Raw genomic sequence first — 20,557 nt, forward strand, 5'->3', positions numbered from 1 at the left:
TCCCATGACAAGGGTGCTCATCGTCGAGGACGAGGAGTCCTTCGCCGACCCCCTCGCGTTCCTGCTCCGCAAGGAGGGCTTCACCACCGCCGTCGCCGCCACCGGTCAGGACGCGCTGGAGGAGTACGACCGCAACGGTGCCGACATCGTGCTGCTCGACCTCATGCTCCCCGGCATGAGCGGCACGGACGTGTGCAAGGCGCTGCGCACGCGCTCCGCCGTCCCGGTGATCATGGTGACGGCCCGCGACAGCGAGATCGACAAGGTCGTCGGGCTGGAGCTGGGCGCCGACGACTACGTCACCAAGCCCTACTCCGCCCGCGAGCTGATCGCCCGGGTCCGCGCGGTGCTGCGCCGTGGCGGCGAGGGCGGTGGCGACGTCGACGGCTTGCCCGGTGTGCTCGAGGCGGGGCCCGTGCGGATGGACGTCGAGCGGCACGTCGTCTCGGTGAACGGCGCCGACGTCGCGCTGCCGCTCAAGGAGTTCGACCTGCTCGAGTACCTGCTCCGCAACGTGGGCCGGGTGCTCACCCGCGGTCAGCTCATCGACCGCGTCTGGGGTGCCGACTACGTCGGCGACACGAAGACGCTCGACGTGCACGTCAAGCGGTTGCGCTCGAAGGTCGAGTCCGACCCCTCCGCGCCCCGGCACCTTGTGACGGTGCGTGGGCTCGGCTACAAGTTCGAGGGCTGACCGGGGCGTCAGACCCTGTCCTGACCTGACCGCAGCGTTGCCGTAGATCATCCGGGCCGTCCCTGGGCCGTGGGAGCCTCCGCGGCCGGGGCCGACCAGGCGTCATCGAGGGCCCGGCGAGTGCGGTCCTCGGAGTCAGGGAGCAGGTGCCCGTAGACCTTGATGACCATCGTCGCGTTGTCGTGCCCGAGGCGCTCCGCGACCGCGATGACCGCCCGGGCGGGGTACGTCATCCCGCCCGACCGCTCACGCACGGATCGCCCAGCGGCCGAAAAAGCGCACTTGTGCGCACTTTTGTGCGCGCCTCTGACCTGCGCGAACGCGCTGACTAAGATCTGTTGCCAATAGTGGCCGGACGAGCGGGCGAATGGCAGTCGATATCCCGACTCAAGCGGGGCCGGCGGTGGTGCGGACCTTGATCTGGTCGTCGGCGGGCGGAAGCGGCGCCCACTCCTGGCCGCGCACCGCATAGCGGGGATGCTCCCGGCGACTTGGCTTGGAGTACGGCAGACCGCGGGATCGTAGCCACCTCTCGCCGGCCTCGACTCCGCCAAGCTCGATGGCATCGAGGAGGTCAGCCACGTCGCCGTCGCGGATGGCAGCGCGCTCACCAGAGCTTCCCGCGCATCGCGTCGCCGGACTTGAGTTCAGCCGGCGATGTGCTCCTTGCCCGGTAGGGGGTCAGTCGGGTCAAGGGCGAGGATGGCAGCGGGCCCCAACGCGCAACGAAGCAACGTCGGGGCCCACTTTGTCGGCGGGGTTACCGCTTCTGTTCGATCGTTTCGACCGACTCGACGAGCCGCTCGAGCAGCGGGGCGAGCTGCAGCCGCGCCGCCCGCACCTCGGCGGCGAGCGCGAGGGTGGCCATCGCCTGGGAGTCCACGGGGCGGTCCAGGCGGGCGGCTGCCTTGGCCTGGCTGGTGTAGTGATCGGCGGCCTTGACGGCCTCCTGAACCTGCGGGTCGTCGGGGGAGTTGGGCATGGGCGGGGGGGGGGGTGTCCTTCCTCGTGGCGGGTCGGGTCAGGCGGTGCCAGTCTGGGCACGGGCGGTGCGGCGGTTGAGCGCGGCGCGCTCAGCCGACGGTGCCGGCGGGACGAACGGTGGCTGGTCGTACGCCGACGTCGCCCGGGGACGCAAGCCCCGTTCGGGGCGTGGCCGCAGGTCACAACTCCGGCACGACAGCTCCCCTGCTGAATCGTGAGTGGGGGCGCTGTTCGTCGTCTCTCAGCGTCAAGGGGTTCACAAGCATCTTGACCGCCCTTCGGGCCGCTGGCGCTCGGCCAAGATCCTTCTGCCCTCATCCCTTGACCCCGGCCTCCGCCGGTGCTGCTATCGCTGCCTGCGGCTGCTCACCGCAGATGATCAACGCACTCCAACGACCGCGGAGGCGCTCAAAACACCGGAATCGAGAATGGGGAGATGGCCATCCTCATGTTGGTGAACAACCAGGCTCGCATTCGCGTCACTTCAGCTCTCGAGCCATCGGGCGAAGGGCGCGATTGCGATCTCCTTCTCGGTTCCCGGAGCGTCCTCCGGTCTTTCGATGGAAGGAAGGGGAAATGGTGCGCCCTCCATTCGAACGATCCCTCGCCGTCCTTGCGGCATGTATTCTGCTCGCCGGAGGCCTGACATCATTGGCCGCCGCTGCGCAAGCGGCGGGGCCGCCGAGGAGGACAGAGGCATTTCCGCCTCTGGGATCCGCTGCGGACAGCGTCTTCACGCCCGCCGGGCCGGGGCTCGTGCTCGACGGGGGCGAATTGGAGGTGACCGCAGCGTTCGCTGCTTGGATGCGCTCCACCCTCTCCCCGGACAGCACGAGCCGACTCGGGGACGTGGTGGTGCTGACCGCGGAGGCCAACAGCGGCCTGGACTCGGAGATCTACAAGGCCGCACCCTTCAATTCGGTCCAGACGATCAGCCTGCCGCCTCCTTCCACGCAGGCCGACCTCAAGCAGGCCGCTTCGGTCATCGACAAAGCCGAGGCCGCCTTCTTCGACGGAGGCAATCAGCACAACTACACGCAATGGGCGGGCAGCCCGCTCATGGCGGCGGTCCAACGCGTCTACCAGCGCGGTGGCGTCGTCGGCGGAAGCAGTGCCGGTTTGGCGATCCTCGGGCAGTACGCCTTCGATTCCAGCAACGGCAGCATCGACTCAGCCGAGTCTCTCGCCGATCCCTATTCGTCGAGGGTGACCTTCACTCGGAACATGTTGAAATTTCCGCCGCTCGCCGGCTGGATCACGGACAGCCATTTCGGTGAGCGCGATCGCTTCGGTCGGCTCACGGTGTTCATGGCACGGCAGATAGCGGACGGTGCGGTATCCGGTGCTCCTCCACAGGTTTACGGCGTGGGTATCGACGAGACCGCCGCGGTTGTCGTCAACAGCGCAGGTAGGGCCACGTTGCTGCAGTCACCTTCAAAGCCCGGTGCCGCCTACTTCGTGGTCGGGGGACCTGCTGCGCAGGTGAGCGCCGGAAAGCCGTTGGTCTACCCGAATCTCGAAGTCGCCCGCCTGGACGCCCCTAGGCAGTACTACGACATGACAAGGCGCTGCGGTACCGGTCCCAAATACACGATCTCTGTGGACGCGCGCCAGGAAAGCCCCCTTGGGGGGGTGAACCCCTACTCGGCCCCCGGCGTTGCAGCTTCCTGCTGACTTCTTCGGCGGTGAGCACTGGCACGCGCCGCTTCCGGGTTGTAGATGGGTGGCTGGCGGACGTCGAACGGGGCCCGCACAGCAACGGGCTCGGCATGCAGCGGGCGGAGGTCCCTCATCGGGCAGTCACCTCCGCGAGCGGCACGCCGAGCACGAGGGAGATCGGCCCGCACCGGTCGGGGTCGACGGCGATCAGCAGCCCCAGCGCGCACGCGGCGCACAGCTCACGGGAGCCGGTCGGGTCGACGACGGTCAGGAAGTAGTCGGGTGAGTTGATGGTGCCGCACGACGCGCACAGCGGGGCGTCGTCGGCCGGGATCGTGGGATGCGGAATGGTGTGCACGGGTCGCAGGGCCTCTCTGCGATCAAGTCCTCGGCCGGCGTTTCCGGCGCCGCGCCGGGGGCGTCTGGTTGAGGGGGCAGGTATCTCAACCAGCGCGGAGGCCCGCGCGTCCTGTGTGGACAGCTTCGGGCCGTCCCTGGGCCGTGGCAGAGCAGGGTCGTCCGGGGCCAGCCGGGGGCAACCGGGGCCAGCCGGGGGGAGCGTTCCGGGAGGTCAGAACGACCTTCCGCTCCTTTGCGGTCGCTAGGCCGTTCGTGTAAACGGAACCGGTCCGGCTTACAAGTTCGAGGGCTGACCGGGGGTCGGTACCCCTGACCGGCGAACTGGTGCCCCGCCCGACGCCGGCTGACTCCGGTCATCGTTCACGGAGCCGGCCCGCGACACCTACGGTTTCGAGCCCAGGCCGCCGGCTCGGTGGTGTTCCACCACCCGGCCGAGCAGCGTCACGAGCTGCTCGCGCTCGGCCGGGGCGAGCGGAGCGAGCAGCTCGTCCTGGATGCCGGCGAGCAGATGGTCGAGCTCGGCGAGGCGGGCGGTGCCCGCGTCGGTGAGCGTGACGATGTTGCGCCTGCGGTTGCCCGGGTCGACCGACCGCTCCACCAGCTGCTGCTCGCTCAGCTCGTTGAGCATCGCGACGACGTCGCTGCGGTCGATGCCCGTGTGCCGGCCGAGCGCCGCCTGGCTCGACGGGCCGAACTCGCTCAGCGCAGCGAGCAGCGAGTAGTGGTATCGCCGCGCGCCCACGGCGGCGAAGCCCTCGGTGACCAGCCGCGATGCGTGTGTGGCCGTCTGGTTGACCAGCCAGCTCGGCGTGCCTTTCAGGCGGGCAGGAGGCGCCTCGATCGCGGAGTGCACGAGCGCAGGCTACCGGGGTTGTGGATGTGTCTCGGGCCTGTCCACATCCTGTGGACAACCGTGTGGGCATGTGGACAGCCCGCTGTTCTCGATGGTCGGCGCCGTTCCGCCGGTGTTGATGCCGGTTGGGTCACGAGATCGTCACGACCGGGCAGTAACGTGGGCCGCGTGCGCCTTGGTGTGCTCGACGTAGGTTCCAACACGGTCCACCTCCTCGTGGTGGATGCCCAGCGCGGCGGCCACCCCACCCCGATGACCTCCGACAAGACCGAGCTGCGTCTCGCCGAGCACCTCGACCCCACGGGCGCACTCGCCCCGGCGGGCGAGGATGCGCTCGTCAAGGCCGTGGAGCGGGCCAGCGCGGTGGCCGAGACCGCGGGGTGCGCCGACCTGCTCGCGTTCGCCACATCGGCGCTGCGCGACGCCACCAACTCGGCGGCCGTGCTCGCCGCTGTGCGCGACCGCACCGGGGTGAGCCTGCAGGTGCTGCCCGGCGAGGACGAGGCCCGCTACACCTTCCTCGCCGTGCGCCGCTGGTACGGCTGGTCGGCCGGCCGGCTGCTGGTGCTCGACATCGGGGGCGGTTCGCTGGAACTCGCCTCGGGGCTCGACGAGCACCCCGCCGTCGCCGAATCGCTGCCCATGGGGGCCGGGCGGCTGACTCGGGAGTGCTTCCGCTCCGACCCGCCGTCGCGCCGTGAGATCGACGAGCTGCGCCTACGACTCGACGCCCAGCTCGCCCCGGTCGCCCGCAGGCTCCGTCGGGCCGGCACCCCCGATCTCGCCGTCGGCACGTCCAAGACGTTCCGCTCGCTCGCCCGGCTCACCGGCGCCGCGCCGTCGGGCGCAGGTCCCCGGGTGCGGCGGGTGCTCACCGACGTCGGGCTGCGCCAGCTCGCCTCGTTCGTCACGCGGATGTCGTCGCACGACCTCGCGGAGCTGGAGGGTGTGAGCCCCAGCCGGGCCCACCAGCTGGCGGCCGGAGCCCTCGTCGCGGAGGCCGCGATGCGTGCGCTGCGGCTGACCCAGCTCGAGATCTGCCCATGGGCGTTGCGCGAAGGAGTGATCCTCCGGCGGCTCGACACGCTCGATGGGACGGCCCAGATAGACCGCTCGGCGCACGACGCGCCGGATGGTCTTGGACGCTTGACGCCGTTCGAGGCACGGTGTACGGGATGAGCTCCGAAACCGACCACCCACGCCAGCGCACCGTCGCCGAGCTGCTCGCCCAGCACGGCGATGCGAACGCGACCGGTCGACGGCGCCGTCGGCGGGAACCCGACGGGTCGGAAGAGGGCGGTGCAGCTCCCGTCGGTCGTGGCGCGCCTGCCGTCCCGGACTGGCCGGCGCCCAGCCGGGAGCCGGACCGCGCGTTGCTCCGCGAGCGTGTGCCCCCGGGGCAGCGCGATTCCGGTGGGCGCAGGAGCGCCGACCGCGAACCCGGTTCCTGGGAGCCGGAGCCGCCCTCGTGGGAGAGCCGACGGGCGCCCGAGCCGCAGGCGCGGGACTCGGCTCCACAGCCGTGGGACTCCGGTCCACAGGCGTGGGAGTCGACGGAGTGGGACGCCCCGGCCCGCGACGACCGGCGGGACGCGCAGCCGCCACCCCGGCAGACCCGCGAGCGGGAGCAGCGCGGGTGGGAACCGGAGCCTCCCGGCCCCGAGCCGCGGGCGTGGGATTCGGGGCCGCAAGCGTGGGACTCCCGGCCGCGGGAGCCCCAGCCTCGTGAGGCCCAGATCCGTGAGCCCCAGATCCGTGAGCCCCAGATCCGTGAGCCCCAGATCCGTGAGCCCCAGATCCGGGAGCCCCAGATCCGGGAGCCCCAGATCCGGGAGCCCCAGATCCGGGAGCCCCAGATCCGGGAGCCCCAGATCCGGGAGCCCCAGATCCGGGAGCCCCAGATCCGGGAGCCCCAGATCCGGGAGTCGCAGCCGCGGGAGACCCCGCCCCGGGGTGCGGCAGCCGGGAGCCCGGTGCGCGACCGGCCCACCGACCACATCCCGCGCGTCCGCGACGAGGATCCTGCGCTCGACGTGAGCCTGACGGCCCCGATCCAGCCCCACCTCCGGCCCGGCGCCGACGGGTATGAGTCCAATGGCTATGAGTCGAATGGCTATGAGTCCAATGGCTACGACTCCGACGGCTACGACTCCGACGGCTACGACGATGATGACGACGACGGTCCGCCCACCATGGTCGGGGCAGCTCCGGCCGGCGCCGAGGCGTGGCACCGTGACCGCACCCGCGGCAGGCAGAACGGCGCCCAGGCCGACGAGGACGTCGGTCCGCCCACCGAGGCCGCCGCGCCGCTCGACTTCGACGACGAGCCAGCCGGGCTGGGCGGGCGCAGATACGACCAGTCCGACAGCTTCTCCGACGGTTTCGAGGACTTCTACGGCGGTGGCCAGGACGAGTTGCCGCCCGTCCACCGCCCCGACCGGGCCAGGAACGGTCGGGCGCGACGCGACCGCGACCAGCGGTTCGACGACGCCGAACCGGAGCCGGGTGGCTTCTTCGACAGCGAGGAGTCCGAGGCTGTCGAGGACGACGAGCAGCCGGGCAAGAGCCGGCGCAAGTGGCGCGCCGGCGCCGTCGCCGACAATGCGAGCCAGGCGTGGGCCGCGGTGCTCGCCCAGTGGATCGCGGGAGCGGTCGGTGGCGCCGCACTCTGGGTCGGCTTCCGCTTCCTCTGGCGCAGCCTCCCGGTTGTGGCGCTCGCCGCGGCGGTGCTTGTCACCGTCGGGCTGGTGGTGGTGGTCCGGGCACTCCTGCGCAACAACGACATGCGCACCACGATGTTCGCGGTGCTCGTCGGCCTACTGCTGACTGCCTCCCCGGCGATTCTGGTACTCCTGGGCAGATGACCACCGCGCAGCACGGGGCGCCCGCGCCGCCGGTCGCCCTGTCCACCGCTTCGGTGTACCCGGAACCGGTCACGGCCGGGTTCGAGCTGGCGGCCGAGCTCGGTTACGACGGTGTGGAGCTGATGGTCTGGCCGGACCCGGTCAGCCAGGACGTGCCCGCGGTCGCCCGGTTGAGCGAGCGGTTCGGGGTTCCGGTACTCGCGGTGCACGCCCCTTGCCTCGCCGTCACACAGCGGGTGTGGACCGCCGAGCCGATCGGCCGCATCCGGCGCTCGGTGGAGGCGGCGGCAGCACTCGGCGCCCGCACCGTGGTGCTCCACCCGCCCTTCCGCTGGCAGCGCCGCTACTCCGCTCTGTTCGCTGACGAGGTGGCCCGCTCCGGCGAGCACGTCGGCGTGGAGTTGGCCATTGAGAACATGTTCCCGATCAGCCGCTCCGGCGTCAGCACCGTGCTCTACAGCCCCGGGTTCGACCCCACCGACGTCGGGCACGCGCACTACACACTCGACCTCTCCCACACGGCGGCCGCCGGCGTCGACGCGATCGCGATGCTGGAGCGGATGGGCAGCGGCCTGAGCCACGTCCACCTCGCCGATGGGAGCGGCGCACCGCGCGACGAGCATCTCGTGCCAGGCCGCGGCGGCCAGCCGTGCGCCGAGGTGTGCAAGCGGCTCCTCACGGATGGATTCGACGGCACCGTCGTCGTCGAGGTGAGCACCCGACGCTGCCGCACCCGCGACGAGCGCACGGCGCTGCTCGCGGAGTCGCTCCTCTTCGCCCGGCTCCATCTGCAGCCGACGGCGCGCCCGGCGCTGCCCGCTCGCCGGTAGACGCAGCTCACACCGGGTAGGCCTGGGACGACGCTGGGGTGTCCTGCTACTCCTGAGTAATGCGTTTCCGATGCCCGATCGGCTGGAGGGCGGCCTCGTGACCGCCCAGGCCGCCGCGGGGGACACCGCAGCCGTAAGTCCTGCTGCCGGGCGGCCGTTCCGCGACGCGACCGGCATCGACGCGCTCGGGGACGGGCGCTATGCCGCCGAGCTGGGTGGCCGCTGGACCGTCGGCCCGAAGGCGCACGGCGGCCTCCTGCTCGTGCTGCTGGCCAAGGCCGGACTGGCTCGGATCGAGGCCGATGCCCCCGGCGCGGCGCCCGACCCCCTCGCGATCGCCGCCGACTTCCTCCGCGCTCCCGACCCCGGGCCCGTCGAGCTGCGGACCGAGGTGCTGAAGGTCGGCCGCACCGCATCGGTGGTGGCGGTGCGGATGCACCAGGACGGCAGACCGGTGCTGGCGGCCACCCTGACCGCGGGCCGCCTCCCGGAGGACGAGGCCCGCTGGAGCGACCTGCCCGGGATGCCGGCCGAACCGCCCGCCGATGCCACCGACCCGGCGGCGGGCCCGATGTTGGGGCTCGCCGCGTCCTGCGAGCTGCGTTTCGACACCCGGACCTTCGCGTTCGTCCGGGGCGAGCAGGGGCCGCCGGTGCTGCGGGGCTGGGCGCGTCCCCGAGGGGAACCCGCGGACGTGCTGTTCGCGCTCCTCGCGGGCGACATCCTGCCGCCCACGGTGTTCAACGTCGGCGGCCGGTTCGGCTGGGCTCCCACCGTGCAGCTCACGGCGCTGCTGCGGGCTCACCCGGCGCCGGGATGGCTGCGGATCGAGTCGCGTTCGGCGTCCGTGGCGGGCGCCTGGTTCGACGAGGACGTGACGGTGGTCGACGCGGCGGGACGGCTGGTGGCGCAGGCCCGCCAGCTCGCGCTGGCCCCATTGGGTGGCTGAGGCTCAAGCGGACAGGGCTACCGTCACCCGCATGACGCGGATCGCGGTGCTCGGAGCGGGGAAGATCGGTGAGGCGCTGTTGGCGGGGCTGCTCGCCGCCGGGCGCACCCCCGACGAGCTGGTGTTCACAGAGCGGCACCCGGAGCGGGCGGCGGAGCTGACCGCGCGCCACGGCGTGGCGGCCGTCGACGTGCCGACAGCGGCGGAGCGCTCCGACATCGTCGTGGTGGCCGTCAAGCCCCAGGACATCGTGCCCGTCCTCGCCGAGCTGGCCCCCGCACTGCGGGAGGGCACGCTCGTGGTGTCGCTGTGCGCCGGGCTGCCGACGTCGCTGTTCGAGGGGGCGCTGCCGGCCGGGACGCCGGTTGTCCGGGTCATGCCCAACACCCCGATGCTCGTGGGCGAGGCGATGAGCGCCATCTCGCCCGGCACGCATGCGACCGAGGACCAGCTGGCTGCCGTGGAGAAGTTGCTCGCGTCGGTCGGCCGGGTCGTGCGGGTGCCGGAGTCGCAGCAGGACGCGGTGACGGCGCTGTCGGGCTCCGGTCCCGCGTACTTCTTCTTCCTCGTCGAGGCGATGATCGACGCCGGGATCCTGCTCGGTCTGCCACGTGCGGTCGCAGCCGACCTCATCGTGCAGTCGGCGTTCGGGGCGGCGCGCATGCTCCGCGAGTCCAACGACCACCCGGTGATCCTTCGGGAGGCGGTCACGTCGCCCGCGGGCACGACGATCGCGGCGATCCGCGAGCTCGAGAAGCACGGCGTGCGTGCGGCGCTGATCGCGGCGATCGAGGCGGCGCGGGACCGCTCGGTGGAGCTGGGCCGGGCCGCGGCGCGCCCCTGACCCCGACGCCACGAAGCCCCGAGCCCCCGACAACATCGCCGCCGCTGATCACCCGGCCGTGCAGTAAGCCGGACAGCGGTGACGAAACATCGCGAGGTACGCCCGATCGGTCGACCGCGCCTCACCCTGACGCGAGCCTGTATTCCGCTCCAGGGTGCAACGGCCCCTCGATCTAGTCACACCGGCACCGCTAAGCTCACCGGGAACATCAGCAGCCGCGGCCCCGGCTACGGAGCCCGGCACGTCCGGTGAGACCACGAAAGCGGTGATCGGATGCCGTCCGAGCCCTCTGAGATCCCCCTTGCCGAGGTGCAGTTCCTGACGGTGGCCGAGGTCGCAGCCATGATGCGGGTCTCCAAGATGACGGTCTACCGGCTGGTCCACGGCGGCGACCTGCCGGCCGCGCGGGTCGGACGCTCGTTCCGGGTGCCGAAGCGCGCTGTTGAGGACTACCTGCGCAGCGCCTACTTCGACGCCGGCTGACCTACCGGCGCTGTCAATTCGCCACCTGGCCACCGGTGGGCGCGGAGCGGCGAGAACTCCCCGGTAGAGTGGGCGCTCGGTCATCGCCCGGCCCGTGCGCGCCTGCGCCGCATGCGGCCTGGTGCACCTCCACGAAGTGGCCCGCCGGGTCACGCCATCACCAGGAAGGCCGCCACGTATGGGCTCGGTCATCAAGAAGCGCCGCAAGCGGATGTCGAAGAAGAAGCACCGCAAGCTCCTCCGCAAGACCCGCGTGCAGCGTCGCAAGCTCGGCAAGTGACCGAGGAGGGTGCTGAAGACTCGAGCACCCTCCGAGCGGCCGGCGGGCTCCGCCGGCCGCTTCGCATGTTCCTCCGGACGGGTTGGATTGCGCTTCCTGCCGGTGGAACGGCTCACGTCCGGCCGTTCAGGCCCTGAAGGGCGCCTCCCACAGGTCTAGCATCGGGCACTCGCCCCGTCCACTCGCGCACCTGAGGTTGGGTCTGTGCCGCCATCCGTCGTGCTCGTCACCGGGGTCAGCCGGTTCCTCGGTGGTCACCTCGCCGCCCGCCTGGCGGCGAACCCCGCCATCGACCGCGTTCTCGGCGTGGACACCGTGCCGCCACCACGCGACCTGCTGCGCCGGATGGGGCGCGCGGAGTTCATCCGTGCCGATATCCGCAACCCGCTGATCTCGAAGGTCATCTCCACCGCGTCCGTCGACACCGTCGTTCACGCATCGCTATCGGCCAACCCGGGCACATCCGGCGGCCGCACGGCGATGAAGGAGATGAACGTCATCGGCACGATGCAGCTGCTCGCGGCTTGCCAGAAGGCGCCGTCGGTGCGGCGGCTGGTGCTCAAGTCCACCACCGCCGTCTACGGCTCCAGCCCGCGCGACCCCGCGTTGTTCGACGAGACGATGACGCCGAAGGACCTCCCGCCCGGCGGCTACGCCAAGGACGCCGTCGAGATCGAGGGTTACCTGCGCGGGTTCGCCCGGCGCCGTCCCGACGTGTCCGTCACCGTCCTGCGGTTCTCGAACTTCATCGGCCCGCGCATCGACACCGTCTTCACCCGCTACTTTGCGCTGCCAGTGGTGCCGACGGTGCTCGGCTACGACGCGCGCGTCCAGCTCCTGCACGAGGAGGACGCGCTGGCCGTGCTGGAGCGGGCCGCGAGCGAGGAGATCCCCGGCGTCTTCAACGTCGCCGCTGACGGCGTGCTGCTCCTCTCGCAGGCGATCCGCAGGGCCGGGCGCGTGCCGATCCCGGTGCCGAGCAGCGCGGTGGGGCCCGTGAGCAGGATCTTCCGCGGCGCCCGCCTCGTCGACTTCTCCCCCGAACAGATGCGGCTGCTGAACTTCGGGCGGGTGGTCGACAACGCCAGGCTGCGGGGCCAGTTCGACTTCACCCCGCGCTGGACCACCGTCCAGGCCTTCGACGACTACGTGCGCGGCCGTGCGCTGCGCCCCGTGATCGACCCCGAGCGCTTCGAGATGCTGGAACGCCGGGTGCTCGCAGCAGCGAGGACGCTCCGATGACGTCGCGCCCCCGTACCCACACTCACGTGCCGTAACCAGGAGGAGGGACAGACCGTGTCGGAAGCCAGGGTCATCCCGCTGCACGCAGACGAGTCCGGTGGCCGCGCCCGCTGGAACCTCGGGAACCGGGCGGTCGCGCAGCCCCGCCGGGAGCCCGAACCGGCGCCCGAGCCGATGGCAGCCGACGACACGGCTCCGGAGGACGCCGGGCCGGCTCCGTGGGAGGAGGAACTCGCGAACGTTCTCGCGTTCCTGCGCAGGCGCATGTCGGGCGAGTACGCGGTGGACGAGTTCGGCTTCGACCCCGACCTCACCGAGAACGTGATCCTGCCCGCCCTGCGCCCGCTCTACCGCAACTGGTTCCGGGTGGAGACGATCGGCATGCACCACGTGCCGGACGTGGGCGGGGCGCTCGTCGTGGCCAACCACTCCGGCACCTTCCCGCTGGACTCTCTGATGACGGCCGTCGCCCTGCACGACGACCACCCGTCGCGGCGGCACCTGCGCATGCTCGGCGCGGACCTGATGTTCCGCCTGCCGGTGGTCGGCTCGCTGGCCCGCAAGCAGGGCAGCACTCTCGCCTGCAACCCGGACGCCGAGCGCCTCATGGCCTCCGGCGAGCTCGTCGGCGTCTGGCCGGAGGGGTTCAAGGGCATCGGCAAGCCGTTCCACGACCGCTACAAGCTGCAGCGCTTCGGCCGTGGCGGTTTCGTGTCGGCCGCGCTGCGCACCGGTGTGCCGATCATCCCCGCCGCGATCGTCGGGGCGGAGGAGATCTACCCGAAGATCGGCGACATCAAGCCGCTCGCCCGGCTGTTCGGCGCCCCGTACTTCCCGGTCACACCCCTGTTCCCGCTGTTCGGGCCGCTCGGGCTCGTGCCGCTGCCGTCCAAGTGGTACATCGAGTTCGGTGAGCCGATCAGCACCGACGGCATCGACCCGGCCGACGCCGACGACCCGATGACGGTCTTCAACCTGACCGACCAGGTGCGCGAGACCATCCAGCACACCCTCTACCGGCTGCTGAGCCAGCGCCGCAACGCGTTCTTCGGCTAGCGCTTCCGGTACGCCAGCCCGGCCGCGACGGCCCCGGCCAGCGCGCCGGCGCCGAGCACCGACGGCACGCCGATGCGGGCGGCCTTGCGGCCCGTGCGGAAGTCGCGTATCTGCCACCCGCGTTCCTTGGCCACGTCGCGCAGTTCCGAGTCGGGGTTGACGGCGACCGCGGTGCCGACCGAGGAGAGCATTGGCACGTCGTTGACCGAGTCGGAGTACGCGCTGCACCGGCGCAGGTCGAGGCCCTCCGTGACGGCCAGCGCGCGCACGGCGTGGGCCTTGGCCGGGCCGTGCAGGATCTCCCCGACGAGCCGGCCCGTGTAGTGCCCGTCGACGCTCTCGGCCACGGTGCCCAGCGCACCGGTGAGCCCGAGCCTGCGGGCGATGATCAGCGCGAGCTCCACGGGTGTGGCCGTGACCAGCCACACCCGCTGGCCGGCGTCGAGGTGCATCTGCGCGAGCGCGCGGGTGCCCGCCCAGATCCGGTCGGCCATCAGCTCGTCGTAGATCTCCTCGCCGAGCGCGGTGATCTCGGCGACGGGGCGGCCGGCCACGAAGGAGAGGGCTGTGTCGCGGCCGGTGGTGGTGGAGTAGGCGGTCTCCCGGCCGCCGATGCGGAACTTGAGCTGCTGCCAGGCGAAGCCGGCGAGGTCGGCGGTGGTGAAGAACTTGCGCGCCGCGAGCCCGCGGGCGAAATGGAAGATCGAGGCGCCGACCATCATCGTGTTGTCGACGTCGAAGAACGCAGCCGCCGTCAAGTCGGTCAGCGGGACGTCCGCCGGGCTGCTGTCGCCCGCCGCGACGGCTGCCGCGGCGGCGGCCTCACCGGCCCGTTTCGCGGGGTCCACCGACGTGGCGGATTCGACGACCCCTGGTGTCTCCGTGGCCCCACTCAGCTCGCCCGAACCGGTGGGCGTCAGGGGCTCGGGGGGATCTACTTCTCCAACCACGTGCGGGCCTCCGGTAGCGGGTACTCGTTCAACCACCCTAACGGCGCCCTCGCATCGAACGGGTCCGGTCCAGACACTGTTGAAGGGTGCCCGGCCGCGCCCGCGGTACGAGGAAGGCCGCCGCGGAGGGTGTGTCCGCGACGGCCTTCGTGGATCCGGTTAGCCCAGGTCAGCCGATCCCCAGGTCAGCCGATCGTGATGGGCGGCATGCCGGGCAGCAGCGGCGGCAGCGTGACCGGCGGGAGCAGCGGGAGCGGCACGTTGACACCGCCGGCACCGGCCCCACCCGGCCCTGGCGCCTTCGACTCGGTCGGCGAGCTGCCTCCCTCGGACTCCCCATCTTCCGACCCGCCCGACGACGGGCCGTTCAGGCCGAGGTCGGGAAGCAGCCCAGGCTGTTCCCCGCTCGGGGTCTGACTCGGGGTGCCCGACGGTGCCTCGGTGCCGGACGGTGCCGGGGTCCGCGAGCCGGGTGTCGCCGGGTTGCCGGTGCGACCCGGGTTCGGGGTGTCGGGGCCGCTCTGGTTCACCGAACGCGGCGTGCAGTCGCCCTCGGCCGGCACCGGGCCGAGCAGGTTGCCACCTGCACCGGACTCCGAGCAGGCGGAGCGCGCGCCCAGCGCCTCGGTGCGCCCGAGGAGCAGGTCGAGCAGCTGGATCGAGCCGTCCGCGTTGGCCGCCGCCGGGACGGGCAGGGCCGGGCGCAGCTGCGTCAGCCGGGCCGACTGCTCGGCCACCCACGTGTGCAGCGAGTCGAGCTGCCCGGTGTCCCCGCCGCTCTGGGCGGCCGTGAGCAGCAGCTGGGAGCCCTCGCCGGTGGCGGTGTCGAACTCCTGGATGGCGGCTCTGTACACCTCGGGGTCGGTGACCTGGGTGTCGCGCGCGACCAGTTGCTCGACCTCGGACAGCCGGGTCCCGGCGATCTCGAGGTGGCGCTCGGCCTTCGCCGCCTCGTCGAAGGTGAGGGCCAGCTCCGCCGACTCGGCGACCCGCTTGAGCGCGTAGAGAGTGTCGCCGGGGAGCGCGTTCCGGCTGGCGAGGACTCCACCGCCGGTCAGAGCGAGCATCATGACGAGCGCGGCCGTGCCCACTAGGACAACCCGCCGCCGCATGCTCGGCGCAGGCCGCCGCGAGCTCCGGGCCCGCCCGGCCGGCCGGTTCGCGACGCTGTGCCGCGCCCGGCGTCCGGGACGCCCGCTCGGAGCGGCCGTCGGGGTCGTCGGCGTGGTCTCCGCGGCTTCGTCGACCTCGTCCTCGGCAACGGGCTGCCCGGGTGTGACCGGGGCCAGCTGCGTGGTCTCCGCGGCGGTGTCGACCTCCGCACGCGGAGTCGGGAACGAGGCTTCCAGCACGCGGCCCATCGGGGCCGTCGTCTCCTCAGGAGTCGGCGGCGCGACCGTCGCCCGGCCGCTCCCGCGCTGCTCTCCCTGCTCGGCGACGAGGGCCATGAGCCGCTGCCTGGCGCGCGCCTTCGCGTCGGGGTCCGGCGTGAACGCCGGCCCCGCCGACCGCAGCATCGCCACGATCTCCAGCTCTCGCGCGAGTTCGTCGTCGCCCGCGAAGCCGAGGGGTGTCCCCTGCTCCACGGCGGCGGCGAACCGCTCTGCGTCCTTGCCCTGTCCGGCGGGCATGTTGGCCGTCCTCACTGCACACCTGCGCTGTCAGTCCCCGCGCCACGGTCGGGCGTGGCGCGACGTTCAGCCGTACAACGACCGGCCCGGTCGTCGGTTACGGGCTGCAGACCGTTCACCGCATTGAGTCGTTCGTTCGCCGCACCCGTAACGCGCGCGGCGCGGCGTGCGATATGGCGTCGTTTCATCGGAGGCCCTCCGGCAGCAGCTGGGCGAGCCGGCGGACCGCACGGTGCTGAAGAGCCTTGACGGCCCCCTCGTTGCGGTCCATCCTTTCGGCCGTTTCGGCCACGGAGAGGCCCTGCAGGAACCGGAGCTGGATGCATTCCTGCTGGTCCGGGTTGAGCTTGCGGACGCAGCGCAGCAGCTCGTCGTTGGTGGCGCCGTCGAGCACCTGCTGCTCGGGGCCGTTGGTACTGGGGGAGAGCTCCACGATGTCGTTCGTGGTCTGCTCCAGCCGGTACCGGCTCGACTTCACGTGGTCGAAGATCAGGTTGCGCGCGATCGTGACGAACCACGCGCCGATGTCGCGGCCCTGATAGCTGACCGACGTGATCCGCCGCAGCGCCCTGACGAAGGTCTCCTGCGTGATGTCCTCCGCAAGGGTGCGATCACCCATGCGGAACAGGACGTAGCGGAAGACGACGTCGTAGTAGCGGTCGAACAGGTCGCCGAAGGCGACCATGTCCCCTTCCTGCGACGCCTTGACCAGGGCCCACGCCCCGGTCTCGTCGTGATGCTCTGCGGGGCCGTCGAATTGTGCGGTGGCAGTCACGGGCTCGTCCGGGCCGGCGTCGGCGGTGTCGGGGCGGCGGTCGGGGGATCCGGCGACCGCGGGGCTGTGCGCGCGGGGCCGGGGGAACGGGGGACCGGGGGCGGGCGCCTGTCTGGTGGGACCGGGAGGCGCACCGACGCGGGGAGCTGTGGTCGGGGGCATCTCTACCTCTCCACCCGCTGGGGGGCGGGCGGTCTCGGTGGGGAGCAGCCGAGGCTGTCGCATGGGGCTGGTCATGACTCCCGGTCGGCCCTGCAACCGTGTCGGACAGGACGCTGCGGAGTCCGCAGTGCTCTGGCGGCAACAAGCTGCATGCCACTCCCTTGGGTGAGTCTCGCGACGATCGCGTGCGTCGGGCCGTTGAGCTGGCTGTAGCGGCGGAGCATACGACCGCGCTCATGTGGCGAAGCACGCACCACCGTTCGCCTTCGGGGGGTTCCGGTGAGCGGCTGGTTACGCGCGGTCAGCGTCACCCGCTGAGGCGAGTCGCGGTCTCCCTGGTGGCGTGGGGCGCGACGAACGTCGTTTCCGCCGCGCCACCCGGTTCGTGCCAGACTCGGCGACGAGGCCGTCCGGTGCAGCGCCGACCCTGGGAGAACCGTGGAGAGTCCGACCAGCAGCCCATTGGCCGAGGCGCCGTCGCACGTGGCCGACCTGGTCGCCCGGGCGGCGGCCCGCACGCCCGATGATCCGGCGATCGTCGACGTGACCAGCGAATTCACTTTTTCGTGGGCCGAGTTCGACGCCGCGGTGTCGGCCGAGGCGCAGCGCCTGGCGCGAGAGGGGGCGGGTCCGGGCGACCGGGTGGTGGTCAGGCTCGCCAACGGCGCGGGGTTCTGCATAACGGTGCTCGGCGCGCTCCGGGCGGGGGCGATCGCCGTGCCGACCGGCCCGGTCGCGGTGGCCAGAGAGCTGGAGGTCATCCTCGCGGACTGCAGCCCCGCCGTCATCGTGGCTGCGGAGGGTGACGACGTGGCTGCGCTTTGTGGATCATCGGCAGGTACCCGGCTGCTGCCTCCGCCCGACCCCGCGGCCCGCCCCTCGGGCCCGGTGCCTGATCAAGGACGAGGTGGCGAGGAGATCGCGCTGCTCGTCTACACCTCCGGCACGACCGGGAGCCCGCGCGGCGTGCGGCTTTCCCACCGCGCCCTGCTCGCCAACCGGGCCCAGGCCGCAGCCCTGCGTCCCGCGCCGGTGCTCCCGGTGGACCGGGTGCTGCTGACCCTCCCGCTGTTCCACATCTTCGGGCTGGCGGCGGGCTTCCTCCAGGTGTGCTGGGCAGGCGCCACCGTCGTCCTCACGGAACGCTTCGACGCGGCGCAGGTCGCGGACGTGCTCGTGCGGCACCGGGTGAGCGGGATGGCGGGCGTGCCATCGATGTTCCGGGCGCTGCTGGAGCGGTTGCAGCCCGACGAGCTGCGGGACGCGACGGCGAGCCTGCGGCTCTGCACGTCCGGTGGCGCTCCGCTGCCCCCGGAGCTGCTCGCCGACTTCGAGAAGGTCACCGGCCTGCCCATCCACGAGGGTTACGGGCTCACCGAGACCGGGCCGGTCCTCACGACCAACGCGGTCGGGGTGGAGGTCAAGCCGGGTTCGGTCGGGCGGCCGCTGCCGGGCATCGAGCTGCGGCTGGTGGACGCCGAGGGACACCCGATCGACGCCGCCACCGAGCCCGATCCGGAGGAGCTCGACGAGGACGTGTCGGACCCGGCACAGGACACCGGGCTGGTCGCCGCCCGCGGGCCGAACCTGTTCTCCGGGTACTGGCCCGACGGGGCGGGCGGCCCGGACGCCGACGGCTGGTTCCGCACGGCCGACGTCGGGTTCCTCGACGCCGACGGCGACCTGCGCCTCGTCGACCGCTCGTCGGACCTCGTGATCGTCAACGGCTTCAACGTGTACCCGCGCGAGGTGGAGCAGGTGCTCGAGGAGCTGCCTGCCGTGGCGGAGTCCGCGGTGGTCGGCGTGCCGGACGAGCGCAGCGGCGAGGCGGTCAAGGCCGTGGTCGTGCGGGCCGAGGGCGCCGAGCTCACCGAGACGGAGGTGCTCGCGTACTGCGCCGAACGCCTCGCCCGGTTCAAGGTGCCCACGGTCGTCGAGTTCGTCGACGCGCTGCCGCGAACGCCCACCGGCAAGGTGGCGCGGCGTCAGCTCGCGGGGCGGGCATGACGGAGCCGCCCGGTGGCCAGCGGGTGGTCCTCTACACCCGGGAGGGCTGTCACCTCTGCGAGGTTGCCGCCGCCGATGTGGCCCGCATCTGCGCCGACCTGGGCGTCGGGTGGGCTGCGGTGGACGTCGACGCCGACCCCGAGCTACGCGCCGAGTATGGCGACAACGTCCCGGTGATCATGGTCGACGGGAGCGAGCACGGCTTCTGGCGGGTGGAGGAGCCCCGGCTGCGGGCCGCGCTCGCCCAGTGAGGGCGCTGACGGGCGCGGAAGGTCCACACTGTTCCGGTGAGCACCACGGAGGTCCGGCCCGCGCGTCCGTCCTCGCCGTCCGTCCCGGCCGGTACAGGGGCGCTCGTGGGGCTGCTATCGGTCGGGGCCGCGCTGGCCGCAGGCCACCTGGTTGCCGGGATCGTCTCGCCCCCGTCCTCACCATTCCTGGCGGTCGGCGACGCCGTCGTCCGGCTCTCGCCGCAGGGGCTCACCGAGTTCGCCAAGTCCGCGTTCGGCACGGCGGACAAGACGGTGCTGCTCGCCGGCATGGCGGTGGTGATCGCCGCCGTGGCCGCGGGGGCGGGACTCGCCTCGCGCCGTAGCTCCACCCCTGGCGCCGTCGTGGTAGCGGTGCTCGGTCTGCTCGGGTTCGCGGCGGTCGCCGCCATGCCGGCTTTCGCGCCGCTCGACCTGCTCGCGCCCGCGGCGGCACTCGCCGCCGGCCTCACCGTCATGCGCAGGCTGCACGCGCTCGCACTGCGCCGCGCGGCCGACGAGGTGCGCGCGGAGGACGGCGGGATGTCGCGGCGGACCGTGCTGCTCGGGGCGTCCGCCGTCGGGGCGGCGTCGCTGCTCGCCGGCGGGGCCGGGGCCCTGCTCGTCCGGGGCGCGGGCGACTCCCGCCAGATGGTCACGGCCAGGCTGGCGGCCGCCGGGTTCGCCCAGGCCTCCGCGATCCCGCCCGGTGCGGCCTTCCCGGAGGTCGGCACGCCCACGTTCCTCACGCAGGCCGCGGACTTCTACCGGATCGACGTCGCGCTGCGGATCCCGCGCATGTCCGCGCAGGACTGGCGGCTGCGGATACACGGCATGGTCGACCGGGAGGTGAACCTGACCTTCGACGACCTGATGGCCCGGGGGCTCGTCGCGCGCACGATCACGATGACGTGCGTGTCCAACCCGGTGGGGGGCGACCTGATCTCGACGGCCGAGTTCGTCGGCGTCGACCTGCGCGCGCTCCTGATGGAGGCGGGCGTCCACCCGGAGGCCGACCAGGCGTTCGCCACCAGCGTCGACGGCTGGTACGCGGGCACGCCCGTCGACGTGCTCATGGAGCCCGACCGGGGAGCCCTGCTCGCGGTCGGGATGAACGGTGAGGCGCTGCTGCCCGAGCACGGCTTCCCGGTCCGCATGGTCGTGCCGGGGCTATACGGGTACGTCTCGGCCACGAAGTGGATCACCGACCTGGAGCTGACGACGTTCGCCGCGCGTTCCGGGTACTGGCTGGAGCGCGGCTGGGCGGAGCGGGGCCCGATCAAGACGGGGTCGCGCATCGACGCGCCGCGCACGTCGGCACGGGTGCGGGCCGGGCGCGTCACGGCGGCCGGGATCGCCTGGTCGCAGCCGGACGGGATCAGCCGCGTCGAGGTGCGGGTGGACGGCGGCCTGTGGCGCGACGCGGAACTCGCCACCGACGTCAGCGGGGTCACCTGGCGGATGTGGCGCGCGGACCTCGATCTCGGTGCGGGGAGCCACACGGTGCAGTGCCGGGCCACCACCGGGACCGGCGTGACCCAGACCGAGGCGTACGCCGACCCCGTGCCCGACGGTGCGTCGGGCTGGCACGCTGTGGTCTTCACGGCCGAATAGCCCGTTCATCCGCGCACAGTCCGCCGCCCGCTGACCGCCGCGCCCAGGCTGGTGCACGCTCCGCTCGGCTGC

General features: G+C 72.2%; 22 protein-coding genes. 14 read left to right on the plus strand and 8 right to left on the minus strand.

The window, feature by feature from the left end; translation table 11 throughout:
• Positions 1-4 precede the first annotated feature (4 nt).
• Entirely contained in the window at positions 5-694 is a 690-nt protein-coding gene (locus ABD143_RS29520) for a response regulator (protein ID WP_343984721.1), read from the plus strand.
• A 47-nt stretch (positions 695-741) separates the two neighbouring features.
• On the opposite strand, the gene ABD143_RS29525 is transcribed toward ABD143_RS29520, so the two are convergent.
• From ABD143_RS29525 to ABD143_RS29535, 3 genes are all read right to left on the minus strand, one after another.
• The gene (locus ABD143_RS29525) at positions 742-927 is read right to left on the minus strand and encodes a hypothetical protein (RefSeq protein WP_343984722.1); all 186 of its coding nucleotides are present in this window, start codon (positions 925-927) and stop codon (positions 742-744) included.
• Between the two features lie 154 nt (positions 928-1,081).
• Entirely contained in the window at positions 1,082-1,276 is a 195-nt protein-coding gene (locus ABD143_RS29530) for a hypothetical protein (protein WP_343984723.1), read from the minus strand.
• A 178-nt stretch (positions 1,277-1,454) separates the two neighbouring features.
• Positions 1,455-1,676: a hypothetical protein gene (locus ABD143_RS29535; protein WP_343984724.1), complete on the minus strand. Its 222-nt coding sequence runs from the start codon at positions 1,674-1,676 to the stop codon at positions 1,455-1,457.
• Positions 1,677-2,527: 851 nt separating this feature from the next.
• On the opposite strand from ABD143_RS29535, the gene ABD143_RS29540 reads away from it, so the two are divergent.
• Complete coding sequence (locus ABD143_RS29540; protein ID WP_343984725.1) at positions 2,528-3,352, plus strand: hypothetical protein; 825 nt, start codon at positions 2,528-2,530, stop codon at positions 3,350-3,352.
• Between the two features lie 115 nt (positions 3,353-3,467).
• On the opposite strand, the gene ABD143_RS29545 is transcribed toward ABD143_RS29540, so the two are convergent.
• Together ABD143_RS29545 and ABD143_RS29550 are read right to left on the minus strand one after the other, a co-directional pair.
• Entirely contained in the window at positions 3,468-3,695 is a 228-nt protein-coding gene (locus ABD143_RS29545; RefSeq protein ID WP_343984726.1) for a hypothetical protein, read from the minus strand.
• A gap of 384 nt (positions 3,696-4,079) precedes the next feature.
• Positions 4,080-4,550 carry a MarR family winged helix-turn-helix transcriptional regulator gene (locus ABD143_RS29550; RefSeq protein WP_343984727.1) on the minus strand — a complete coding sequence of 157 codons (471 nt, stop codon included), beginning with the start codon at positions 4,548-4,550 and terminating at the stop codon, positions 4,080-4,082.
• Between the two features lie 168 nt (positions 4,551-4,718).
• On the opposite strand from ABD143_RS29550, the gene ABD143_RS29555 reads away from it, so the two are divergent.
• The 9 genes from ABD143_RS29555 to ABD143_RS29595 all read left to right on the plus strand — a co-directional run bounded on the left by ABD143_RS29555 (position 4,719) and on the right by ABD143_RS29595 (position 13,098).
• A complete protein-coding gene (locus ABD143_RS29555) occupies positions 4,719-5,729 on the plus strand; it encodes a Ppx/GppA family phosphatase (protein ID WP_343984728.1) in 1,011 nt (336 codons plus the stop codon).
• Positions 5,726-7,414 (plus strand): hypothetical protein, encoded by a 1,689-nt coding sequence (locus ABD143_RS29560; protein ID WP_343984729.1) that lies wholly within the window; start codon positions 5,726-5,728, stop codon positions 7,412-7,414. Before ABD143_RS29555 ends, ABD143_RS29560 begins: the two co-directional genes overlap by 4 nt.
• On the plus strand, positions 7,411-8,244 hold the full coding sequence (locus ABD143_RS29565; RefSeq protein ID WP_343984730.1) for a sugar phosphate isomerase/epimerase family protein: 834 nt from the start codon (positions 7,411-7,413) through the stop codon (positions 8,242-8,244). The genes ABD143_RS29560 and ABD143_RS29565 overlap by 4 nt, the downstream gene beginning before the upstream one ends.
• Positions 8,245-8,314: 70 nt before the next feature.
• Positions 8,315-9,193, plus strand: coding sequence for a thioesterase family protein (locus ABD143_RS29570; RefSeq protein ID WP_343984731.1), 879 nt, complete (start codon positions 8,315-8,317; stop codon positions 9,191-9,193).
• Positions 9,194-9,224: 31 nt separating this feature from the next.
• Positions 9,225-10,037 carry a pyrroline-5-carboxylate reductase gene (gene proC / locus ABD143_RS29575; RefSeq protein ID WP_343984732.1) on the plus strand — a complete coding sequence of 271 codons (813 nt, stop codon included), beginning with the start codon at positions 9,225-9,227 and terminating at the stop codon, positions 10,035-10,037.
• A gap of 273 nt (positions 10,038-10,310) precedes the next feature.
• Entirely contained in the window at positions 10,311-10,520 is a 210-nt protein-coding gene (locus ABD143_RS29580) for a helix-turn-helix domain-containing protein (RefSeq protein WP_343984733.1), read from the plus strand.
• 178 nt (positions 10,521-10,698) lie between these two features.
• Positions 10,699-10,800 (plus strand): 30S ribosomal protein bS22, encoded by a 102-nt coding sequence (locus ABD143_RS29585; RefSeq protein ID WP_010241351.1) that lies wholly within the window; start codon positions 10,699-10,701, stop codon positions 10,798-10,800.
• 204 nt (positions 10,801-11,004) lie between these two features.
• Positions 11,005-12,042: an NAD-dependent epimerase/dehydratase family protein gene (locus ABD143_RS29590; RefSeq protein ID WP_343984734.1), complete on the plus strand. Its 1,038-nt coding sequence runs from the start codon at positions 11,005-11,007 to the stop codon at positions 12,040-12,042.
• A 54-nt stretch (positions 12,043-12,096) separates the two neighbouring features.
• On the plus strand, positions 12,097-13,098 hold the full coding sequence (locus ABD143_RS29595) for a lysophospholipid acyltransferase family protein (RefSeq protein WP_379660025.1): 1,002 nt from the start codon (positions 12,097-12,099) through the stop codon (positions 13,096-13,098).
• Here the strand turns inward: ABD143_RS29595 and ABD143_RS29600 are convergent.
• The 3 genes from ABD143_RS29600 to ABD143_RS29610 form a co-directional block, all read right to left on the minus strand.
• Complete coding sequence (locus ABD143_RS29600; protein WP_343984735.1) at positions 13,095-13,946, minus strand: HAD family hydrolase; 852 nt, start codon at positions 13,944-13,946, stop codon at positions 13,095-13,097. The two genes, ABD143_RS29595 and ABD143_RS29600, sit on opposite strands and share 4 nt — an antisense overlap.
• Positions 13,947-14,233: 287 nt before the next feature.
• Positions 14,234-15,679: a DUF5667 domain-containing protein gene (locus ABD143_RS29605; RefSeq protein WP_343984736.1), complete on the minus strand. Its 1,446-nt coding sequence runs from the start codon at positions 15,677-15,679 to the stop codon at positions 14,234-14,236.
• 184 nt (positions 15,680-15,863) lie between these two features.
• Positions 15,864-16,454, minus strand: a complete 591-nt coding sequence (locus ABD143_RS29610; RefSeq protein WP_343984737.1) for a sigma-70 family RNA polymerase sigma factor — start codon at positions 16,452-16,454, stop codon at positions 15,864-15,866.
• Between the two features lie 600 nt (positions 16,455-17,054).
• Here ABD143_RS29610 and ABD143_RS29615 point away from each other — a divergent pair.
• The 3 genes from ABD143_RS29615 to ABD143_RS29625 are packed head-to-tail and all read left to right on the plus strand — an operon-like array spanning position 17,055 to position 20,485.
• Positions 17,055-18,623, plus strand: coding sequence for an AMP-binding protein (locus tag ABD143_RS29615; protein WP_343984738.1), 1,569 nt, complete (start codon positions 17,055-17,057; stop codon positions 18,621-18,623).
• Positions 18,620-18,874: a glutaredoxin family protein gene (locus tag ABD143_RS29620; protein WP_343984739.1), complete on the plus strand. Its 255-nt coding sequence runs from the start codon at positions 18,620-18,622 to the stop codon at positions 18,872-18,874. The genes ABD143_RS29615 and ABD143_RS29620 overlap by 4 nt, the downstream gene beginning before the upstream one ends.
• A gap of 36 nt (positions 18,875-18,910) precedes the next feature.
• Positions 18,911-20,485: a molybdopterin-dependent oxidoreductase gene (locus tag ABD143_RS29625; RefSeq protein ID WP_343984740.1), complete on the plus strand. Its 1,575-nt coding sequence runs from the start codon at positions 18,911-18,913 to the stop codon at positions 20,483-20,485.
• The last annotated feature ends 72 nt before the right edge of the window (positions 20,486-20,557 follow it).

This window comes from Pseudonocardia aurantiaca (assembly GCF_039526725.1).
GTDB classification, from domain to species: Bacteria; Actinomycetota; Actinomycetes; order Mycobacteriales; family Pseudonocardiaceae; genus Pseudonocardia; species Pseudonocardia aurantiaca.

Excerpts from the sequence above, each read along its gene's own strand:
- ABD143_RS29520 (WP_343984721.1), top strand. The coding sequence starts at position 5 with ATGACAAGGGTGCTCATCGTCGAGGACGAGGAGTCCTTCGCCGACCCC.
- ABD143_RS29525 (WP_343984722.1), bottom strand. The coding sequence starts at position 927 with ATGACGTACCCCGCCCGGGCGGTCATCGCGGTCGCGGAGCGCCTCGGG.
- ABD143_RS29535 (WP_343984724.1), bottom strand. The coding sequence starts at position 1,676 with ATGCCCAACTCCCCCGACGACCCGCAGGTTCAGGAGGCCGTCAAGGCC.
- ABD143_RS29560 (WP_343984729.1), top strand. The coding sequence starts at position 5,726 with ATGAGCTCCGAAACCGACCACCCACGCCAGCGCACCGTCGCCGAGCTG.
- ABD143_RS29565 (WP_343984730.1), top strand. The coding sequence starts at position 7,411 with ATGACCACCGCGCAGCACGGGGCGCCCGCGCCGCCGGTCGCCCTGTCC.
- ABD143_RS29570 (WP_343984731.1), top strand. The coding sequence starts at position 8,315 with ATGCCCGATCGGCTGGAGGGCGGCCTCGTGACCGCCCAGGCCGCCGCG.
- proC (WP_343984732.1), top strand. The coding sequence starts at position 9,225 with ATGACGCGGATCGCGGTGCTCGGAGCGGGGAAGATCGGTGAGGCGCTG.
- ABD143_RS29580 (WP_343984733.1), top strand. The coding sequence starts at position 10,311 with ATGCCGTCCGAGCCCTCTGAGATCCCCCTTGCCGAGGTGCAGTTCCTG.
- ABD143_RS29585 (WP_010241351.1), top strand. The coding sequence starts at position 10,699 with ATGGGCTCGGTCATCAAGAAGCGCCGCAAGCGGATGTCGAAGAAGAAG.
- ABD143_RS29605 (WP_343984736.1), bottom strand. The coding sequence starts at position 15,679 with ATGCCCGCCGGACAGGGCAAGGACGCAGAGCGGTTCGCCGCCGCCGTG.
- ABD143_RS29620 (WP_343984739.1), top strand. The coding sequence starts at position 18,620 with ATGACGGAGCCGCCCGGTGGCCAGCGGGTGGTCCTCTACACCCGGGAG.